Origin of the sequence: Lentzea waywayandensis (assembly GCF_900115955.1) — a bacterium.
Taxonomy (GTDB): Bacteria; Actinomycetota; Actinomycetes; order Mycobacteriales; family Pseudonocardiaceae; genus Lentzea; species Lentzea waywayandensis.
Genome location: NZ_FOYL01000005.1, coordinates 491,761 through 509,135, shown reverse-complemented (window position 1 = coordinate 509,135; position 17,375 = coordinate 491,761). Strand labels below are relative to the sequence as shown.

17 protein-coding genes are annotated in these 17,375 nt (G+C 68.8%); 9 read left to right on the top strand and 8 right to left on the bottom strand.

Going from position 1 to position 17,375, the window contains the following annotated elements; genetic code table 11:
- Nucleotides 1-22 precede the first annotated feature (22 nt).
- The 6 genes from BM417_RS22530 to BM417_RS22505 all read left to right on the top strand — a co-directional run bounded on the left by BM417_RS22530 (nt 23) and on the right by BM417_RS22505 (nt 4,981).
- Nucleotides 23-436 carry a hypothetical protein gene (locus tag BM417_RS22530; protein WP_143138755.1) on the top strand — a complete coding sequence of 138 codons (414 nt, stop codon included), beginning with the start codon at nt 23-25 and terminating at the stop codon, nt 434-436.
- 101 nt (nt 437-537) lie between these two features.
- Nucleotides 538-1,149 (top strand): TIGR03085 family metal-binding protein, encoded by a 612-nt coding sequence (locus BM417_RS22525; RefSeq protein ID WP_093597588.1) that lies wholly within the window; start codon nt 538-540, stop codon nt 1,147-1,149.
- A gap of 19 nt (nt 1,150-1,168) precedes the next feature.
- Nucleotides 1,169-2,065: a 4-hydroxy-tetrahydrodipicolinate synthase gene (gene dapA, locus BM417_RS22520; RefSeq protein WP_093597585.1), complete on the top strand. Its 897-nt coding sequence runs from the start codon at nt 1,169-1,171 to the stop codon at nt 2,063-2,065.
- A complete protein-coding gene (locus BM417_RS22515) occupies nt 2,062-3,741 on the top strand; it encodes a ribonuclease J (protein WP_093597582.1) in 1,680 nt (559 codons plus the stop codon). The genes dapA and BM417_RS22515 overlap by 4 nt, the downstream gene beginning before the upstream one ends.
- A gap of 77 nt (nt 3,742-3,818) precedes the next feature.
- Complete coding sequence (atpB, locus tag BM417_RS22510) at nt 3,819-4,622, top strand: F0F1 ATP synthase subunit A (protein ID WP_093597579.1); 804 nt, start codon at nt 3,819-3,821, stop codon at nt 4,620-4,622.
- Nucleotides 4,622-4,981, top strand: coding sequence for a hypothetical protein (locus BM417_RS22505; protein ID WP_093597576.1), 360 nt, complete (start codon nt 4,622-4,624; stop codon nt 4,979-4,981). Before atpB ends, BM417_RS22505 begins: the two co-directional genes overlap by 1 nt.
- A 423-nt stretch (nt 4,982-5,404) precedes the next feature.
- Here BM417_RS22505 and BM417_RS22500 read toward each other — a convergent pair whose 3' ends face one another.
- Entirely contained in the window at nt 5,405-6,019 is a 615-nt protein-coding gene (locus BM417_RS22500; RefSeq protein WP_093597573.1) for a class I SAM-dependent methyltransferase, read from the bottom strand.
- Nucleotides 6,020-6,156: 137 nt separating this feature from the next.
- Between BM417_RS22500 and BM417_RS22495 the strand changes: the two genes are divergently transcribed.
- Together BM417_RS22495 and BM417_RS22490 are read left to right on the top strand one after the other, a co-directional pair.
- Nucleotides 6,157-8,928 carry an AfsR/SARP family transcriptional regulator gene (locus BM417_RS22495; protein ID WP_143138754.1) on the top strand — a complete coding sequence of 924 codons (2,772 nt, stop codon included), beginning with the start codon at nt 6,157-6,159 and terminating at the stop codon, nt 8,926-8,928.
- Between the two features lie 48 nt (nt 8,929-8,976).
- Entirely contained in the window at nt 8,977-9,657 is a 681-nt protein-coding gene (locus BM417_RS22490; RefSeq protein ID WP_177320539.1) for a hypothetical protein, read from the top strand.
- Here the strand turns inward: BM417_RS22490 and BM417_RS22485 are convergent.
- Nucleotides 9,554-10,297, bottom strand: a complete 744-nt coding sequence (locus BM417_RS22485; RefSeq protein ID WP_245822107.1) for a lysophospholipid acyltransferase family protein — start codon at nt 10,295-10,297, stop codon at nt 9,554-9,556. The two genes, BM417_RS22490 and BM417_RS22485, sit on opposite strands and share 104 nt — an antisense overlap.
- Before the next feature lie 148 nt (nt 10,298-10,445).
- On the opposite strand from BM417_RS22485, the gene BM417_RS22480 reads away from it, so the two are divergent.
- Nucleotides 10,446-12,830, top strand: coding sequence for an FtsK/SpoIIIE family DNA translocase (locus BM417_RS22480; protein ID WP_093597564.1), 2,385 nt, complete (start codon nt 10,446-10,448; stop codon nt 12,828-12,830).
- 3 nt (nt 12,831-12,833) lie between these two features.
- Here the strand turns inward: BM417_RS22480 and BM417_RS22475 are convergent, their stop codons facing one another.
- From BM417_RS22475 to BM417_RS22455, 6 genes are all read right to left on the bottom strand, one after another.
- Entirely contained in the window at nt 12,834-13,304 is a 471-nt protein-coding gene (locus BM417_RS22475; RefSeq protein WP_093597561.1) for a phospholipase, read from the bottom strand.
- Between the two features lie 84 nt (nt 13,305-13,388).
- Nucleotides 13,389-14,042, bottom strand: a complete 654-nt coding sequence (locus BM417_RS22470) for a nitroreductase family protein (protein ID WP_143138753.1) — start codon at nt 14,040-14,042, stop codon at nt 13,389-13,391.
- 5 nt (nt 14,043-14,047) lie between these two features.
- The gene (locus BM417_RS22465) at nt 14,048-15,202 is read right to left on the bottom strand and encodes a YcaO-like family protein (RefSeq protein ID WP_177320538.1); all 1,155 of its coding nucleotides are present in this window, start codon (nt 15,200-15,202) and stop codon (nt 14,048-14,050) included.
- The gene (locus BM417_RS47870; RefSeq protein WP_177320537.1) at nt 15,199-15,609 is read right to left on the bottom strand and encodes a hypothetical protein; all 411 of its coding nucleotides are present in this window, start codon (nt 15,607-15,609) and stop codon (nt 15,199-15,201) included. Before BM417_RS47870 ends, BM417_RS22465 begins: the two co-directional genes overlap by 4 nt.
- A gap of 94 nt (nt 15,610-15,703) precedes the next feature.
- Complete coding sequence (locus BM417_RS22460) at nt 15,704-16,495, bottom strand: hypothetical protein (protein WP_093597553.1); 792 nt, start codon at nt 16,493-16,495, stop codon at nt 15,704-15,706.
- A complete protein-coding gene (locus tag BM417_RS22455) occupies nt 16,479-17,330 on the bottom strand; it encodes a MerR family transcriptional regulator (protein ID WP_245822076.1) in 852 nt (283 codons plus the stop codon). The genes BM417_RS22460 and BM417_RS22455 overlap by 17 nt, the downstream gene beginning before the upstream one ends.
- Nucleotides 17,331-17,375: the final 45 nt, after the last annotated feature.

The following is a 17,375-nucleotide window of genomic DNA, read 5'->3' as shown; positions in this document are numbered from 1 at the left end:
GTTCGGCGATTTCCTGCCACGTGTGAAGAGAAGGATCGTTTCCGTCCTGCTGGCCATCGGCTGCGTGGCCACCCTGCCGGCCTGCGCCAGCAACGAGGACAAGTTCGTCGCCGAGCTCAAGGCCGCCGGTTTCAGCAACCCCGGTGAGCCCAGCACGGAGACCGCGAAGAAGGCCAAGAAGGTCGGCAAGCGCACGATCAAGTCCTCGGAGAAGACCATCGAGGTGATGGTGCGGGTGAAAGGCTGCGACCTGGAGTTCGCCAAGACCTCCGGTCAGTCCGGCTACTGGCTGGACGAACTGCACGTCGACGGCCAGGAACCGGACTGGCCGGGATATCCGGAGAACCTGAAGCGCGACCAGGTGGTCAGCCTGCTGGCCGACAAATCGGCCAAGCCGGACGGCTTCACCAAGTGCTACAAGCCGAACGAGGCCTGAGCCCGCACCGGCGAGGTCCTGCCGGCTTCCCGTGCCCGTTTCCGGTCGTAGTAGGTTCGTGGTCGACAGCAAATGTTGCTGACCAGGGAGGACGACCGGACGTGGGTCTCGCTCGCGACGAACGCAAAGCGCTGGTCGACCTGATGACCGAGCTCGGCCCGGACGCGCCGACGTTGTGCGGCACCTGGCTGACCAAGGACCTGGCCGCGCACCTCGCGATCCGCGAACGCCGCCCGGACACGGCGCCCGGCATCGTGCTGCCGGTCTTCGCGAAGTGGACGGAGAAGGTCCAGGAGGACTACACGCACAAGGCGTGGAGCGAACTGCTCGACCTGGTGCGCACGCCGCCGTTCTGGATCCAGCCGGTCGACGACCTGATGAACACCGCCGAGTACTTCGTGCACCACGAGGACGTGCGACGTGCACAGTCCGACTGGGAGCCACGGCCGTACGACGAGCGTCGCGAAAAGATCCTGTGGAAGACGCTGCCGTTCACCGCGCGCATGACGTACAAGTCGTCGCCCGTGGGCGTGACGCTCGTACGGCCTGACGGCGAGCACATCGTGGCCAAGCAGGGCGCGAACGGAGTGGTGATCACCGGCGAGGTGTCGGAGCTCGTGATGCTCGCGTTCGGGCGTGACGAGGCCCGTGTGGAATACAGCGGTGACGCCGACGCGGTGCAACGAGTGCGGTCGTTGAACCGAAGTGTGTGAACTCGGGTAGTTTCTGCGCATGCCAGGAAGCCCGTACGCAGGGCCGGACCGCCCGTTCGGCCGCGTTCTCACCGCCATGGTCACGCCTTTCGACTCGCGCGGCGAGGTCGATCTCCCCAAGGCGCAGGAACTGGCGAAACACCTGGTGGACCTGGGCAACGACGGCCTGGTCGTGAACGGCACGACCGGCGAGAGCCCGACGACGACCGATCGGGAGAAAGCCGCGCTGATCACGGCCGTCGTCGAAGCCGTGGGCGACCGCGCGACCGTGGTCGCCGGCGCCGGCACCTATGACACCGCGCACAGCGTTCACCTGGCGCAGCAGGCCGAGAAGTCCGGTGCGCACGGCGCCCTGGTCGTGACGCCGTACTACTCAAGGCCGCCGCAGGAAGGCCTGCTGGCGCACTTCACCGCCGTCGCGAACGCGTCGGAACTACCGGTGATGCTCTACGACATCCCGCCGCGCGCGGTCGTGCCGATCGAGGTCGACACCCTTCTGCGCCTGGCGGAACACCCGCGGATCCTGGCCGTGAAGGACGCCAAGGGCGACCTGCACGCGGGCAGCAGGGTGATCGCGAGCACCGATCTCGCCTACTACTCGGGTGACGACCCGCTGAACCTGCCGTGGCTGTCCGTGGGAGCCGTCGGGTTCGTGAGTGTCATCGGCCACCTCGCGGCGGATCGCCTGCGGGATCTCATTGATGCGTATGAATCCGGAAACGTGGTCCGGGCAAAAGAAATCCACGAGTCGCTGCTGCCGTTGCTGCGACCATTCCGCCGGGTTCCCGGCGTGACGTACACGAAGGCTGCGCTGCGCCTGCGCGGACTGGACGTGGGTGAGCCCCGTCTGCCGCTGGTGCCTGCCGCAGCCGAGGACATCGAGGCCATCGCGGCCGAACTGGGAGTCAACGCGTGACCCAATCGACCGAACTACCGCCCGCACTGCCGGAAGGCGGCCTCCGCGTCGTCGCACTCGGCGGAATTGGCGAGATCGGCCGCAACATGACCGTCTTCGAGCATGCCGGAAGGCTGCTCGTGGTCGACTGCGGCGTTCTGTTTCCCGAAGACGACCAACCGGGCGTGGACCTGATCCTGCCCGACTTCCGCGCGATCGAGGACCGGCTCGACGACATCGAGGCCATCGTCCTGACGCACGGCCACGAGGACCACATCGGCGCGGTCCCGTTCCTGCTGAAGCTGCGCCCCGACGTGCAGGTCGTGGGTTCCCGCTTCACGCTGGCGCTGCTCGCCGCCAAGTGCCGTGAGCACCGCCAGACCCCACGGCTCGTGGAGGTCAAGGAGGGGGAGCGGCGCTCGTACGGGCCGTTCGAGCTCGAGTTCTTCGCCGTGAACCACTCGATCCCGGACGCGCTGGCCGTCGCCATCCGCACCGCCGCCGGACTCGTCCTGCACACCGGCGACATCAAGCTCGACCAGCTGCCCCTCGACGGTCGCCTGACCGACCTGGCGGGCTTCTCGCGCCTCGGCGACGAGGGTGTCGACCTCTTCCTGGTCGACTCGACCAACGCCGAGGTGCCCGGCTTCGTGGTGCCCGAGCGCGAGATCGGCCCCGTGCTGGAGAACGTGATCCGCAAGGCGGACCAGCGGGTCATCGTGGCCTGCTTCGCCTCGCACGTGCACCGCGTCCAGCAGGTGCTGGACGTCGCCGTGCAGTACAAGCGCAAGATCGCGTTCGTCGGCCGGTCGATGGTCCGCAACATGGGCATCGCGTCCGACCTGGGCTTCCTGAACGTGCCCGACGGTCTGTTCGTCGACCTCGACGTCGCGATGCGGATGGAGGAGGACGAGGTCATCTTCGTCTCCACCGGGTCGCAGGGCGAGCCGCTGTCGGCGCTGTCCCGCATGGCCCGCGGCGATCACCGCCAGATCTCGATCCGCGAGGGCGACACGGTGATCCTCGCGTCGTCGCTGATCCCCGGCAACGAGAACGCGGTCTTCAACGTCGTCAACGGCCTCGCCAAGCTCGGCGCGACCGTCGTGCACCAGGGCAACGCCAAGGTGCACGTCTCCGGCCACTCACCGGCCGGCGAGCTCCTGTTCCTCTACAACGCCGTGCGGCCGTCCAACGTGATGCCGGTGCACGGCGAGTGGCGCCACCTCCGCGCGAACGCGGCTCTCGCGGTCGCCACCGGCGTCGCCGAGGACCACGTCGTGATCGCCGAGGACGGCGTCGTCGTGGACCTGATCGACGGCAAGGCGGCGGTGTCGGGCCGCGTCGTCGTCGGCCACGTGTACGTCGACGGCCTGTCCGTGGGCGACGTCGGCGAGTCGACGCTGTCGGACCGGCTGGTGCTGGGCGAGGGTGGCTTCATCTCGATCTCGGTCGCCATCGACCAGACGACCGGGCGGGCCGTGACGGCGCCGACGATCTCCGGCCGTGGCTTCTCCGACGACCCCAAGGCGTTGGAGGCCGTCGTGCCGCTCGTGGAGATGGAGCTGGCGCGCACCGAGGCCGAGGGCATCGCCGACACGCACCGGGTCGCTCAGGCCGTGCGGCGCGTCGTCGGGCGCTGGGTGGCGGAGACCTACCGTCGCCGGCCGATGATCGTGCCGACCGTCATTCCGGTGTGACCGTGACCCTGCTGTGATCTGCGTCCCCCTCGTCCGCTAAGGTCTAGTCCCAGACCATGGACGAGGGGGTTCGCCCTATGGCCGGTAATGACGTCTTCAGTCCTCCGGGCAAAGAAGACATTCTACTTCCACCGATTTTCACCTGGCACGAGCCGCTGGGCCTGTCGTTCGACTTCTCGGTGACCAAACCGCAGGCGCTGCTGGTCCTGTCGGTGGTGATCATCCTGACGTTCTTCCTGGTCACCACCAGGAGCATGAAGCTGATCCCGTCGCGCTGGCAGTTCGCCGCCGAGTCGGTCTACGACTTCGGCCGCAACACCATCGCGCGTGAGCAGATAGGCGCGAAGGAATTCGCGCCGTACGTGCCGCTGATCGTCAGCATCTTCTGCTTCGTGCTCGTGAACAACCTCTACGGGTTGATTCCGTTCATCCAGTTCCCGACGTTCACGCACAGCGGGTTCCCGGCGGCCGTCGCGCTGCTGATCATCTTCCCGCTCTACCACTACGTGGGCATCAGGAAGTTCGGGCTCAAGGGCTACCTGCGCAACCAGTTCGTCATTCCGGACGTGCCGAAGCCCGTGCTGTGGGGCCTGCTGATCCCGACCGAGGTCATCCTCAAGTTCTTCTTCGACCCGGTGAACCTCGCGATCCGGGTGTTCGCCGCGATGTTCGCGGGCCACCTGCTGATCCTGGTGTTCACGATCGGCAGCGAGTTCATCCTGTTCAACGCGCCGATCTACCTCAAGCCGGTGTCGGTGCTGGGCTTCGCGCTCGCCATCGCGCTGTTCTTCCTGGAGGCGCTGGTGCAGGTGCTGCAGGCGTACATCTTCGCTCTGCTGTCCGCGCACTTCATCGGCCGAGCGCTGGCCGAGCAGCACTGATGGGGATGTACGTCGGCGTGCGCGGCTGGATCGAGTTCACACACGAGCAGCGCGAAGCGGTCGAGCAGGTCATGGCCGCGCACCGCCATGACCTGTATTCCGCCGGGTGGGCGGTTCCGGCGCGACCGTTCAACTGGACGCTCTACGTGTCCTACGGCGGCGACATCCGTGAGCAGTCTGTCGACCGGCTGCGCGCGCAGGTCGCCGAACTGGCGCGGCTGGTGGATTCCGAAGGAGACCGGCCGGTCGGGTTCTTCCTGCTGACCGACGAACGGCAGCAGGCGACCGCATGGACCGTGCAGGACGGCGACGTGCGCGAAGGTGCGGCGCCCGTCGAGTTCCGCGGGTTCGCTCGCTAGGGCCCCGGCCGCAGTGGTTCGTGCCGGTTGTCAAGGAGCCGAAGCGGTTGCCGCAGGTCGTGACCGTGCGCGGCGGCGACTGGACCGACTACGACGACGTCGACCGCCCGGCTGCGTTGATCGCGGTCCTGCCGGCACCCGCGCCGCTGCGGCCGCTGATGGCCGACGCGATGGCGCTGCCCGACGGCGCAGGTCCGGTCCGCGCCCGAAGGCGGCCGGTTCGGCATGCACCTGTGCCTCGGCGACATGGGCACACGGCGGTGAAGCAACTCAACGAGGCCGGGCCGCTCGTGCACCTGCCGAACGCTGGGGCGGCCCGTGGACATCGCGACGTCGTCCGGCCTCGGCAGGCGCGGTTCGCGAGGCTCTGTTCGCCCGTGCGTCAGGTGATTTCTGGGACGTCGTTCAGGACATCGCCGCCCGCTAAGGGCGCTGGCACACCAGGTGCAGCGACTCCTCGGGCATGGCGCCGGGGTAGGACGGGGTGAAGACCGGCCGGCTCCGGCGCACGACCCGCAGGCCGACCTCGGCCAGGTGCGCCTCGAAGGTCTCCTCGGAGAACGACGACACCTCGATCTCCTGGCCCATCCAGGGCAGGGTGACCTGTTCGACGTCGACGGCGACGGTGGCGAGGAAGAAGTGCCCGCCGGGTCGCAGCCAGGTCGAGATCTGGCCGAGGGTCTGGATGATCTCGGCCTGGGTCATCTGCAGCAGCGAGAAGACGGCGCAGATGACGTCCCACGAGCCGGGAGGCGACTCGAAGTCGCGGATGTCGATCTTGTGGAACGTGGCGTCGGGGACCTGGGTGGTCGCGATGTCGACCATCACCGGGGAGACGTCGAGTCCGGTGACCCTCATGCCCGCCTTGGCCAGGGTCCGCGCCACGGGAACGCCCGTGCCGCAGCCGATGTCCAGCACGCGCGAGCCGGAGGGCTGGGTCGCGGCGAACCAGGCGAGAGTGCCGTGCAGTGCGGGCTGGTGCGACCAAGCGCGTTGGTATTCCAGCCCGAGTGTGTCGAAGACCTCGGCCGCGTTCATTCCCCGCCCCTCATTTCGGCCCAATCCACCTGAGTGAAGTGTGGAGAACCTCTCTGTACGCCTTCTGGATGGCTTCTGGACGAAAACTGACGGTAGGTTGCTGACTGAACGCGGACAGCGACGAAGTGAGACACAGGGTGCAGAACGAGTTGCGCGTCAGCTTGCTGGGCGCGCTCGCGGCCACGGTGGACGGCAAGGAGCTCACGCTCGGTCCCCCGCGGCAGAGAGCTGTGCTCGCCGTGCTCGCGTTGCGCGCAAATCATGTCGTGTCGCGCAGTGAGCTGATCGACGCCGTGTGGGGCGAAGATCCACCCGCGAGCGCCGACAACGGCATCCACACCTACGTCGCGGGGCTCCGCAGGCTCTTCGAGCCGGACCGGGCGTCGCGGGCGCCGAGTTCCGTGCTGCTCTCCACAGACGCTGGATACTTGCTGAGGCTCCCGTCCGGTAGTTCGGACGCCGCTGTTTTCCGCGCGCATCTGGACGAGGCCGGACGGCTGCGGGACAAGCCCACCGAGGCCATCACGGCGTTCGACGCCGCGTTGGATCTGTGGCGGGGTCTCGCTCTGGACGGCGTGCCGGGACCGTTCGCGGCGGTGGAACGCGCGCGCCTGGCCGAAATGCGGCTCACGGCCGTGGAGCAACGCGCGGCGCTGATGCTGACGGCCGGGCGTGAGGCCGAGGTTGCGGCCGAGCTCACGACCCTGGTCAGCGCGCATCCGTTGCGCGAGAGGCTGCACGGCCTGCTGATGTCCGCGCTGTTCCGCGGCGGCAGGCAGGCCGAGGCGCTCGCCGTCTACACGGACCTGCGCCGGCTGCTGATCGAGGAACTGGGCATCGAGCCCGGTCCCGAACTGCGTCACCTGCACGAACAGGTGCTCGTCGGCCGGCACGACCCGCAGCCGGAACCCGCGGCGCCCGTGCTGGTGCCGGTCCAGCTGCCGCACGAGATCCGCGACTTCACCGGCAGGGAGAAGGAGCTCGCGAAGCTCACCGAGGTCGTTCCGCGGGACCACTCGCCGGTTCTCGTCGCGATCACCGGCACCGGTGGCGTCGGCAAGACCGCGCTGGCCGTGCGGTTCGCACATCAGGTGGCCTCGCGGTTCCCGGACGGTCAGCTGCACGTCGATCTGCGCGGGTTCGACTCGTCGTCGCCGCCCGTGCAGCCCGCCGCAGCGTTGCACCAGCTGCTGCAGAGCCTCGGCGTGCCGTCCGAACGCATCCCGGAGGACCTGCCCGCGAAGTCCGCGCTGTACCGCAGCGTCCTTGCGGGCAAACGGGTTCTGGTGCTGCTCGACAACGCGCGGCTGGCCGAGCAGGTCCGTCCGCTGCTGCCGGGCCGGTCGACGTCGATGGTGCTCGTGACGTCCCGCAACCACCTCGGCGGCCTCGTCGCCCGTGATGGCGCGCATTCGTTGACGTTGTCGATCCTGACGCGCGACGAGGGTCTGGCGCTGCTGACGTCCGCGGTGGGCGCGGACCGCGTCGCCGCCGAACCCGTCGCCGCGGCCAAACTCGTCGAACTGTGCGGGCATCTGCCGCTGGCGGTGCGGATCGCTGCGGAACGCGTCGTCACCCGCCCGCATCTCACGCTGGCCGATCTCGCGAGCGATCTGGCCGACGAGCACGACCGGTTGAACGTGCTGGCCACGGGTGATGACGAGGACACGGCCGTGCGTGCGGCCTTCTCGTGGTCGTACCTGGCGCTGAAACCGGACGCCGCCAGGATGTTCCGGCTGATCGGCCTGCATCCCGGCGCCGAGATCAGCCTGAACGCCGTGGCCGCGCTGGTGGGCATGCCGGTGTCACGGGCCAGGACGCTGGTGGACGTGCTGGCGGGTGGCCACATGCTGGAGGAGGTCGCGCGCGGCCGGTTCCGGCTGCACGACCTGCTTCGCCTGTACGCCACGGAGCTCAGCGCCACCGAGGAGTCGTCGGACGGCCGCGACGAGGCCGTGAAGCGCCTGCTGGGCTGGTACTTCGACACCGCGAACGCCGCGGGCACCGTCATCGCGCCGCCGGACCACCCCGCGTTCCTGCTGCCGCCACTGTCCACTCAGGACTTCACCTCGCACGACGAGGCCTTCACCTGGTGCCGCACGGAGTCCTCCAACCTGCTGGCGGTGGCGAGGCTCGCGGAGGACCAGCACTCGCCGGCGGCGTGGCAGATCCCCGTGGCGCTGTGGAACTACTTCATCGTGTCGAGTGCCTTGGACGAGTGGACTCGCACGTATCGCGTCGCCGAACGCACCGCCGCCCGTGACGGCAACCAGGTCGCCCGCGCGTGGGCGGTGCACGGCCAGGGACTCTCGGCGTTCCGCGGTCAGCGTTTCGCGGACGCGCTGGAACTCTTCGACCGCGCGCTCGCGATCCGGCGCGAGGTCGGCGACTCCGCCGGTGCCGCGTGGAGTCTCACCGGACTGGGCATGGCGTACGGCGGCCTGCGCCAGTTCGACCTCGCCGTCGACAGGTTCGGCGAGGCCCTGCGCGGGCACGCCGAGGTCGGTTCGTGGTTCGGCGAGGGCGGTACGAGGTTGTTCCTGAGCGACAACCTGCGTTCGGCGGGCCAGTTCGAGGCGTCGCTGGCGTCGGCGCGGACGGCGTTCGAGCTGATGGACTCGCACGACGCTCCCCACGGCAAAGCCATGGCGCTCGTGAGCATCGGCTGGGCGCAGGCGAAGCTCGGGCAGCGCGTCGAGGCGCGGGACTCGTTCCGGCACGCGGTCGCGTTCCTGCGCGTGCTCGGCGACCGCAAGAGCCTCGCGGAGGCGTTGCACGGCCTGGGGGAGACCAGTGCCGGTCAGCCGGACGTGGCCCGGACGCACCTGTTGGAAGCGTTGACGATCTACGAGGACTACGACCACCCGCTCACTCCTGAAGTGCGGGCACGGCTGCACGAGCTTTCCTAGGGGCGATCCCTGATGTGCTCGCGCTGATGCGTAGGCAAGCTACACATCATGCAGAAGCGCGCTCGGACCCTGTTGGTGTGGCTGCACGTCGTCACGTCCGTGGGCTGGCTCAGCCAGGCCGTGGCGTTGCTCGCCCTGGTGCTCTACGGCATGAGGACGGGTGACCTCGACGCGTTCCGGATGGCGCGCTACCTCGATCACGAGGTGCTCGCGATCATGGCCAACACCAGTGCGTTCAGCGGTTTCATGCTCAGCGCCACGACGCCGTGGGGCTACTTCCGGCATTGGTGGGTGCTCGCGAAGTTCGTGATCACGATCAGCCAGCTCTACATCGGCATCTTCATCCTGAGCGGCAACCTTCAGGAGGCCCTGAACGGGCACGTCACCGCGTGGATGCCGGTCGGCACCGCGCTCATGATCAGCGCGATCGCGTTCCAGGCGTGGCTCAGCGTCGCGAAACCGTGGGGGCGCACGCCGTGGGCCGACTCGAAGGTCAAGCTGCCCACGGCGAGCGCGTTCACGTTCGTCGCGGCGCTGGTCATCCCGGTGATCGACTTCGCGATCAGCCTGTGGCGGGGCAACCCGATGCCGCTGCTCATGCTGATCACGGTGATCGGCTACTCGATCAGGCGGGCCGCCAGGGCGAGGCGCCGGTCGTCGGGCGAGTCGGGTCGTGGAAGCGCGGCACGTCCGGCTCGTCGAGACGCAACGGCACCAAGCCCTCGGTGATCGCGCTCATGATCCGCTCGTGCGCGCGCCGGGCGTCGCCCATGGTCTCGGCGTTCAGGTCCGTCAGTTCGACGGGCTTGCCGAAGTGGACCTTGAACGTCGGCCGCTTGCGCACCGCGCGCAGCCAGGACGTCAGGTACGGCAGGAAGTCCTTCCAGCCGCCGACGCTCAGGTTGCCCCAGTACACGGCCTCGTGCGCGCCCCACTGGCTGATCGGGACCACTGGAATGCCGCCGCCCAACGCCATGCGGGCGACGCCGGTCTTGCCGCGCTCCGGCCACATGCCGGGGTCCAGCGTGATCTTGCCCTCGGGGTAGACGGCGATCGGGTCGCCGCCCTTCTGCAACGCCTCGACGGCCCGGTGCATCGCCTCACCCACGTTCGCCGACCGCCGGTCGACGCGCAGGTGACCGCACGCCTTCAGCGCCGGGCCCATGATCGGCGCGTCGAGCAGGCCGCCCGCGAGCATGAACCGCGGGTTGACGCCGATCTTGCGGCAGGCCGCGATGAGCACCATCGGGTCGAGGTTGCCGATGTGGTTGGAGGCGAGCAGCAACGGCTTGCCGAGAAGTTCCGGCGGGATGTCGCCCGAGACCTCGAGCTTGCCAGTCAGCGCGATCAGGCCCCGGTCGACCACCATGAGCACGCGCCAGAAAAGCGGTGTGGACACGCGGGGCAGCGTACGGCGTGTCGGAACGACACCGTGCCGGATCCGGGGAACCATGAGGTTTCGCACGCGTCCCAGTTGCAAACGTGGCTGGTGAGACGCGAGGGACTACCTTATACACATGGCCGGGCGCACAGGGACTTCGAGAAAGACCACGTCACGCGGCAAAGCGCCAGCCAAGCCGCGGGCGCGATCCACCGCGTCCAGAAAGCCCGCTCCACGCAAGAAGAGCGGCGGCGCCATCAGCGCCGTGTGGGGTGCTTTGGGCCGTGGTGTCGGCAGTCTCGTGCGCACCGTCAGCCGTACCAAGGACCTCGATCCCGAACATCGTCGTGACGGCCTGGGGCTGCTGCTGATCGCGTTGGCGGTCATCACCGGCGCGGGTGTGTGGTGGCAGGCCGGCGGACCGGTCGGGCAGTGGGTCGACGTCGCGGTGCGCAGTTCCGTCGGGTTCCCGGCGGTGATCGTGCCGGTCGTGCTGCTGGGCATCGGCGTCACGCTGATGCGCACCGACCCGAAGCCCGACGCGCGGCCGCGGCTGATCATCGGCTCGTTGCTGCTGATGATCGGCGTGCTCGGCATGTTCCACCTCATCGGTGGCCTGCCGATGGACCCGATCGAACGCCGCAACGCCGGTGGAGCCCTCGGTTATCTGGCCGGCGGGTTCCTGGCGCAGGGTTTGACGCCGTGGGTCGCCGGGCCGTTGCTGTTCCTGATCTTCGGCTACGGCCTGCTGGTCGTGACGCACACGCCGATTCGCCAGGCGCCCGAACGCATTCGCTCGCTGCTGCACCCCGGCACCAAGTCCTCGGACGAGCCCGCGGACGAGGAAGAGCCTGTCGAGGAACCGAAGCCGGTTCGCCTGCGCCGCCCGTCCCGCCGCCGTCAGGCCGTCGAGCCCGTCGAGGAGGACACGCAGGCCGAGCTTCCGCTGGAGGAGCCCGCGGAGCCCGCCCCGAAGCCCGCTTCGAAGGAGAAGAAGGCCGCGGCGCCGGCGATGGCCGTGCGCGCCGTCGAGGGCGAGTACCAGCTGCCGCCGCCGGACGTGCTCAAGGACGGCGACGCGCCGAAGACCCGCAGCAAGGCGAACGACCTCATGATCGAGGCGATCTCCGGCGTGCTGGACCAGTTCTCGATCGACGCCCAGGTCACCGGCTTCACCCGCGGCCCGACGGTCACGCGCTACGAGGTCGAGCTCGGCCCCGGCGTGAAGGTCGAGAAGATCACCGCGCTGACCAAGAACATCGCGTACGCCGTGGCGACGGACAACGTCCGCCTGCTGGCCCCGATCCCGGGCAAGTCGGCGGTGGGCATCGAGGTGCCCAACAGCGACCGCGAGATGGTGCGGCTGGGCGACGTGCTGCGCGCGTCGTCCACGGTCAAGGACACGCACCCGATGGTGATCGGCCTCGGCAAGGACATCGAGGGCCACATGGTCACCGCGAACCTGACGAAGATGCCGCACCTCCTGGTCGCGGGCTCCACGGGTTCCGGTAAGTCGTCGTTCGTGAACTCGATGCTGGTCTCGCTGCTGGCCCGCGCGACGCCCGACGAGGTCCGGATGATCCTGATCGACCCGAAGATGGTCGAGCTGACGCCGTACGAGGGCATCCCGCACCTGATCACGCCGATCATCACGCAGCCGAAGAAGGCGGCGGCCGCGCTGGCGTGGCTCGTGGAGGAGATGGAGCAGCGCTACCAGGACATGCAGGTCAACCGGGTGCGTCACGTCGACGACTTCAACCGCAAGGTGAAGTCCGGCGAGATCACCGCGCCGCCCGGCTCCGAGCGCGTCTACCGGCCGTACCCGTACATCATGGCGATCGTCGACGAGCTCGCCGACCTGATGATGACCGCACCGCGCGACGTGGAAGACGCCATCGTCCGCATCACGCAGAAGGCCCGTGCGGCCGGCATCCACCTCGTTCTGGCGACGCAGCGGCCGTCCGTCGACGTCGTCACCGGCCTGATCAAGACGAACGTGCCTTCGCGGCTGGCCTTCGCGACGTCGTCACTGACGGACTCGCGGGTCATCCTGGACCAGCCGGGCGCCGAGAAGCTGATCGGCATGGGCGACGCCCTGTACCTGCCGATGGGTGCCTCGAAGCCGGTGCGCATCCAGGGCGCCTTCGTGGGCGACGAGGAGATCTCGTCGATCGTCGAGTTCACCAAGAACCAGGCGCAGCCCGAGTACACCGACGGTGTCACGGCGCAGAAGGCCGCGGAGAAGAAGGAGGTCGACGCCGACATCGGCGACGACCTGGAGCTTCTGGTGCAGGCGACCGAGCTGATCGTGACGTCGCAGTTCGGCTCGACGTCGATGCTGCAACGCAAGCTGCGCGTCGGGTTCGCGAAGGCGGGGCGCCTCATGGACCTGCTGGAGACCCGTGGCGTGGTCGGGCCGTCCGAGGGCTCGAAGGCACGCGAGGTGCTGATCAAGCCGGACGAGCTCGAGAACGTGGTCTACCTGATGCGCGGAGGCGGCCCCGCCGACGACGAGGACTGAGTCCTACTTCAGGCCGGCCTTCTGGATGCTGGTGGCCGTGGAGCTCGCGCTGCCACCGAACTCGCGCACAGCGGCGTAGTAGAGGTCGGCGGTGCGCTTGCACGCCCAGTTGGAACCGCACTGCTTGTACATGTCGGACTTGAAGTTGTTGTCGATGCGCAGGCGGTTCGCCTCGTTCCACCGGCCCTGCCGCTTGTAGTTGCGGTAGCCGAAGTCGTGACGCTCGCAGGTCGGCAGGAACTTGAAGCCGAAGGGGTTGTCCGGCGAGTACGAACAGCCGTCGGACGACCAGTCGAGCTGGCCCGCGTAGGGCTGCTGCGCGCGCAATGTTGTGAACTGGCTGATGGTCTTCGTGTAGAGGTAGTCGTCGGTCACCGCGACGATGTCCACGGCGTGTGCCGGGGCGCCCGTGAAGATCAGGGCGATGGAGGCGGCGACACCCACGAATGCCGAGCGCAGGGTCTTCGTCGACATGGCGAGCTCCTCGGAGTGTGAGCAGGGTCTCGCCAAGTTGTAGCGGGTGATCGACTGTCCTCGGTAGACACGATCTGATGAACGTCAGGTGATCATGTGACCGCAGGCGATCGCGGTGGCCACGCGCAGTTCGCGGGGTAGTCCCAGGGACTGCAGCATTTCGTTGTCCGCTACTCCGCCGAGCAGATAGCCGCCGAGTTTCTGCTCCGCCAAACGGAGGCAGATGGTCTGCGCCGCGGCACCTGCTTCGATCAAGCCGAAGCGTCCCGCGCGTTCGCCGTACTTGTCGAACGAGTCTTTGTCCGTTAACACCAGGACGATCGTCAGCGGAGGCACTTCGGGCGTGCCGAGGATCTCGGCCAGGTTCTCCGGTGCCGGGCCGATGTCCTGCAACGCGTGGCGTGCGATGTCGTAGCGGACCGCGCGGCCGTCGAAGAACGCGTAGCAGCGCAACGGGTTCAGTCCGCCCGCGGACGGGCAGCTGTTGTCCGACAGCGCACCCAGGACGGTGCCGAGTTGCTTGTCCGTCAACGGTTTCCGGGCGAACTCCCGCGTGCTTCTGCGTGCCTGGAACAGCTTCTGGAGCCGGTCGTGCGGGCGGGGGAGCGCAACGGGCGGCGAGGGCAGTTCGAGCGGGTCGATCAACGCCGGCTGCGGCCGGAAGTCGCGCAGCCGGTCGCCGAGCCTGCGCTGGTGCAGCGGCGAGAACCGGCTCGCGGCCCAGAAGTCGTCGAACATCGGCGTCACCCCAGCGGATGCGGTGCGGGATTGGGGAACACGCCCGGTGAGGCGTGCGGGTAGCGCCAGCCGAGCTCGCGGGCGCGGCCGCCGAGGTGCGGCCAGCGGTGGTCCGAGTGCAGCGGCGCGAGGTCGGGGGACAGGACGCGGACGCAGTGCAGTCCGACGGCCGACAGCTCCGGCGTCGTGAGCTCGCGGTAGGCGAGCCGGACGTCCGCGCGGTCGAGGGCGTGCACCAGGTCGGTCAGTTCCGCTGCTGTACCAAGGGAATCGGCGTCGCGCGGAGCGTCCGTCTCGAAGCCGCCGAACCACGGCAGCGCGTCCCACTTCGACGGGTGCGTCGCGTAGTAGACGGCGTGCTCGTCGAAGTCGATGGCTTCCTCGACGGGCCGGTCGCCGTTGCGGGCCAACCAGACCTCGATGAACACCGTGCCCTGGACCCACTCCTCGTAGGCCTTCCGCACCGCTTCCGCCACGGTCGCGCGGCAGGCGAGACCCAGCGTCGGCCGTGGTCTGCCCGCGATCGGCAGCGAACCCGCGACGGCGACCACCGGGTGCGGGCTGTAGGCGGGCGTGAGGTCGAACGCCATCGCGCCGTGCGGCAGTTCGGCGGCGAACCGTTGCGGTGCAATGGAATGCAGCCAGGTCGTGGTGAACGCGTCGCGCTCGACCAGTTCCTGGGTGGCTCTGAGCAACGCGCTGGTCGCGGACGGTCCGGCCGCGAGTCCTGACGACGTCGCGGGCAGTCCGTAGGAGGCGTCCAGGCCGACGAGACCGGCGGGCACGCGGATCGGTTCGTTGCCGGGCAACGTCCATGCCCGCGTGTACGGCGTGTCGACGTATCCCTTGCGGTAGCGGTAGTTCGGAGCCACACGCTGCTCGACCGTGTGCAGGCTGAAGTGCTCCAACGGCCAGCACTCGCCGTCCGTCGCGATCTCCAGCGGCGCCCGAGCGGCCGCGTGCCGTTCCAGCGCCTCGGCCACGGCCGCGACCTTCGACGTGCCACCGGAGGTGCCGCCGGTGGCGAACGGCTCCGGCACCGCGGCCCAGCCCTCGACGTCCACATCGGACAGACTGTGCGGCACGGGATGCAGTTGCGACACCACACCCTGCCGCCAGCCGACCGCGCGCTCGATCAGCGCCTCGGCGACGGTCTTCACCGCTTCCTCCGGTAGTGCCGGAAGATCCAGTACCCGAGCGCCAGCGCCCCGCCGACGTAGAGCACACCGACGACCCACGCGGCCCCCTCGCCGAGGTTGGCGATCGGCCCCAGTGTGAACAACACGATGAACGGCTCGACGCACCACAGGGCCACCCAGCCGAGCAGCCGGACCAGGCTCATCCACGGCTTCGGCGACCGGGCGAGGAACCCCGCGGCGACGGCCCACCCCAACGCGACCGCGAAGGCCCCGAGCCACCAGCCCCAGTGCAGGTCGAAGACGGCGCCCATCGTGACGAACGGCAGCACGACGACCAGCAACGGGAAGATCGCGGCGGGCAGCACGAGCACGCTGCGAGGTTCGGGAAGGTCTTTGGTGTCCTGGTACAGGGCTTCCGGGATGTGCACGGCCGCGCCGACCGAGGAAACCGCACAACAGCAACAACAACAGCAACAGGTGGGTGTGGCGGCGTTGGTGGCGGCCGCACCGGGTGAGAACTGGTCAGGTAACCGGACTGCCGTCGCGTTCATGGTCCCCCCAAGGAAGTGACACGCGCCCGAACTGGATCTTCGGGCAGATCTCGCAGTCGGCGGCGGGCAGCACGCTCTCGCGCGTCGTCGTGAACTCGTCGAGGTCGACGGTCACGACCGCGTCCAGCAGGGCCAGCGAGCCACCGCGGATGTTCTGAATCGCCTGCATGGCAAGGGAGATCGGGAAGTCGTGCCGGAGAGCTCCTGGGTACGGCGGAGGTGGCGGATCCCCCCACCGCCGCCCCGCCCGCACCGCGAGGCACGCCAGGCACGCACCGGCACCGGGCACCACGAAGGGCCCGACGGCGGCGGTGTGGTGGTACGCGAGGTCGAGCAACAGGTGCGGGACCGTCGTCTCGCGCGCCACCTCGATCAGGTCGACCAACGTGCCGGTCGTCCGCACGACGAGCAACAGGTCCGGATTCTCGTTGTGCGGCAACCGCTCTACCAGCCCGGCGGGTGCCTCCCCGACGACGCGCGTGCCGACCCCCATCGGCGTCGCGTCATCGGAGGGCAACCCGGCCGGGCGGAGAGCGCCCAGGGTCCTCAGCTGGGCCACGTGCCGGCGAACCGGTTCCCCCAACCGGCTCTCGTCGACCGTTCGAGCCACTCCCCTCAAAACTGGCTCGAACAGGCCGGCCAGCGCCACGGCCACCGCCCTGGGCAGGTCTGGAATCAAGTACGCGAGATCCGCCCCCGCGTAAACGACGAGGCCTTCGTCCCGAACTTGCGCGTGCCAGGCGGGATCAGCGACCAGGCTCATCCTCGTCCCCCCTCGCCAGGAAACACTCGATCTCCTGCTCGCTCGGCAGATCTCCCGCCGGATCCATGAGGTTCTCGGCGATCGGCGGCAGCGGCTGCTCCGCCCACGCGGGCTGGAAGTCGGCGCTGGGCAGCAACCCGTGCCGCGACGCGAACTCCTCCGCCGCGTCCCGGATCGACTCCCGCAGCGTCCCCACCACCGCGGTCTCCGCCGTGTACGTCAGCTCGACCAGCAGCGCCCGCACGTTCTCGAGCTGGTTCTCGTCGCCGGCCTTGCGTGCCAGCTCAGGCCAGAACTGCCGTTCGAACAACCGCACGAAGTCCGCCGCCACCGCGTCGGTCGCCGTGCGCAGGCGCGTGAAGCTGTCCATGACGTCATCGCTGGGCACCCTGAGGCCGGCAAGCCTGCCGCCCGCTTCGAGTGCCCAGCGACGCGTGTGCGGCCAGCCGTACTTCCACCGCACCAAGCCCAACCGCATAGCCCGGAGGAGGAGTCGCGGTTGGACGTCTCCTGTCGGAATCAGGTGCTTGATGTCGCGCACCTTGATCCGAACCCAGTCGTCGGGTCCCTCGGCCTCGCTGAAGCCGAGAACCGCGGCGACCGACTCGCCCTTCTCGCGTGCCGTGATCAGCTCGGCGATCGCCGGCAGCGAGAACCCCCGCTGCTGCAACCGCTGCACCAACGTCAACCGCTCGACGTGCGAGGCGTCGTAGTACGCCACGCGTCCCTGCCGTCTCGGCGCGTGCAGCACACCCTTCGTCTGGTACATGCGAATGGTGCTGCTGGGCAGGCCGATCCGGGCAGCGAGCTCGTCGACGGTCAGCGATTCGGGCACGCCCCAGATCCTGGTGCGCGTGGTTCTTTGAGTCAAGACTCTTCG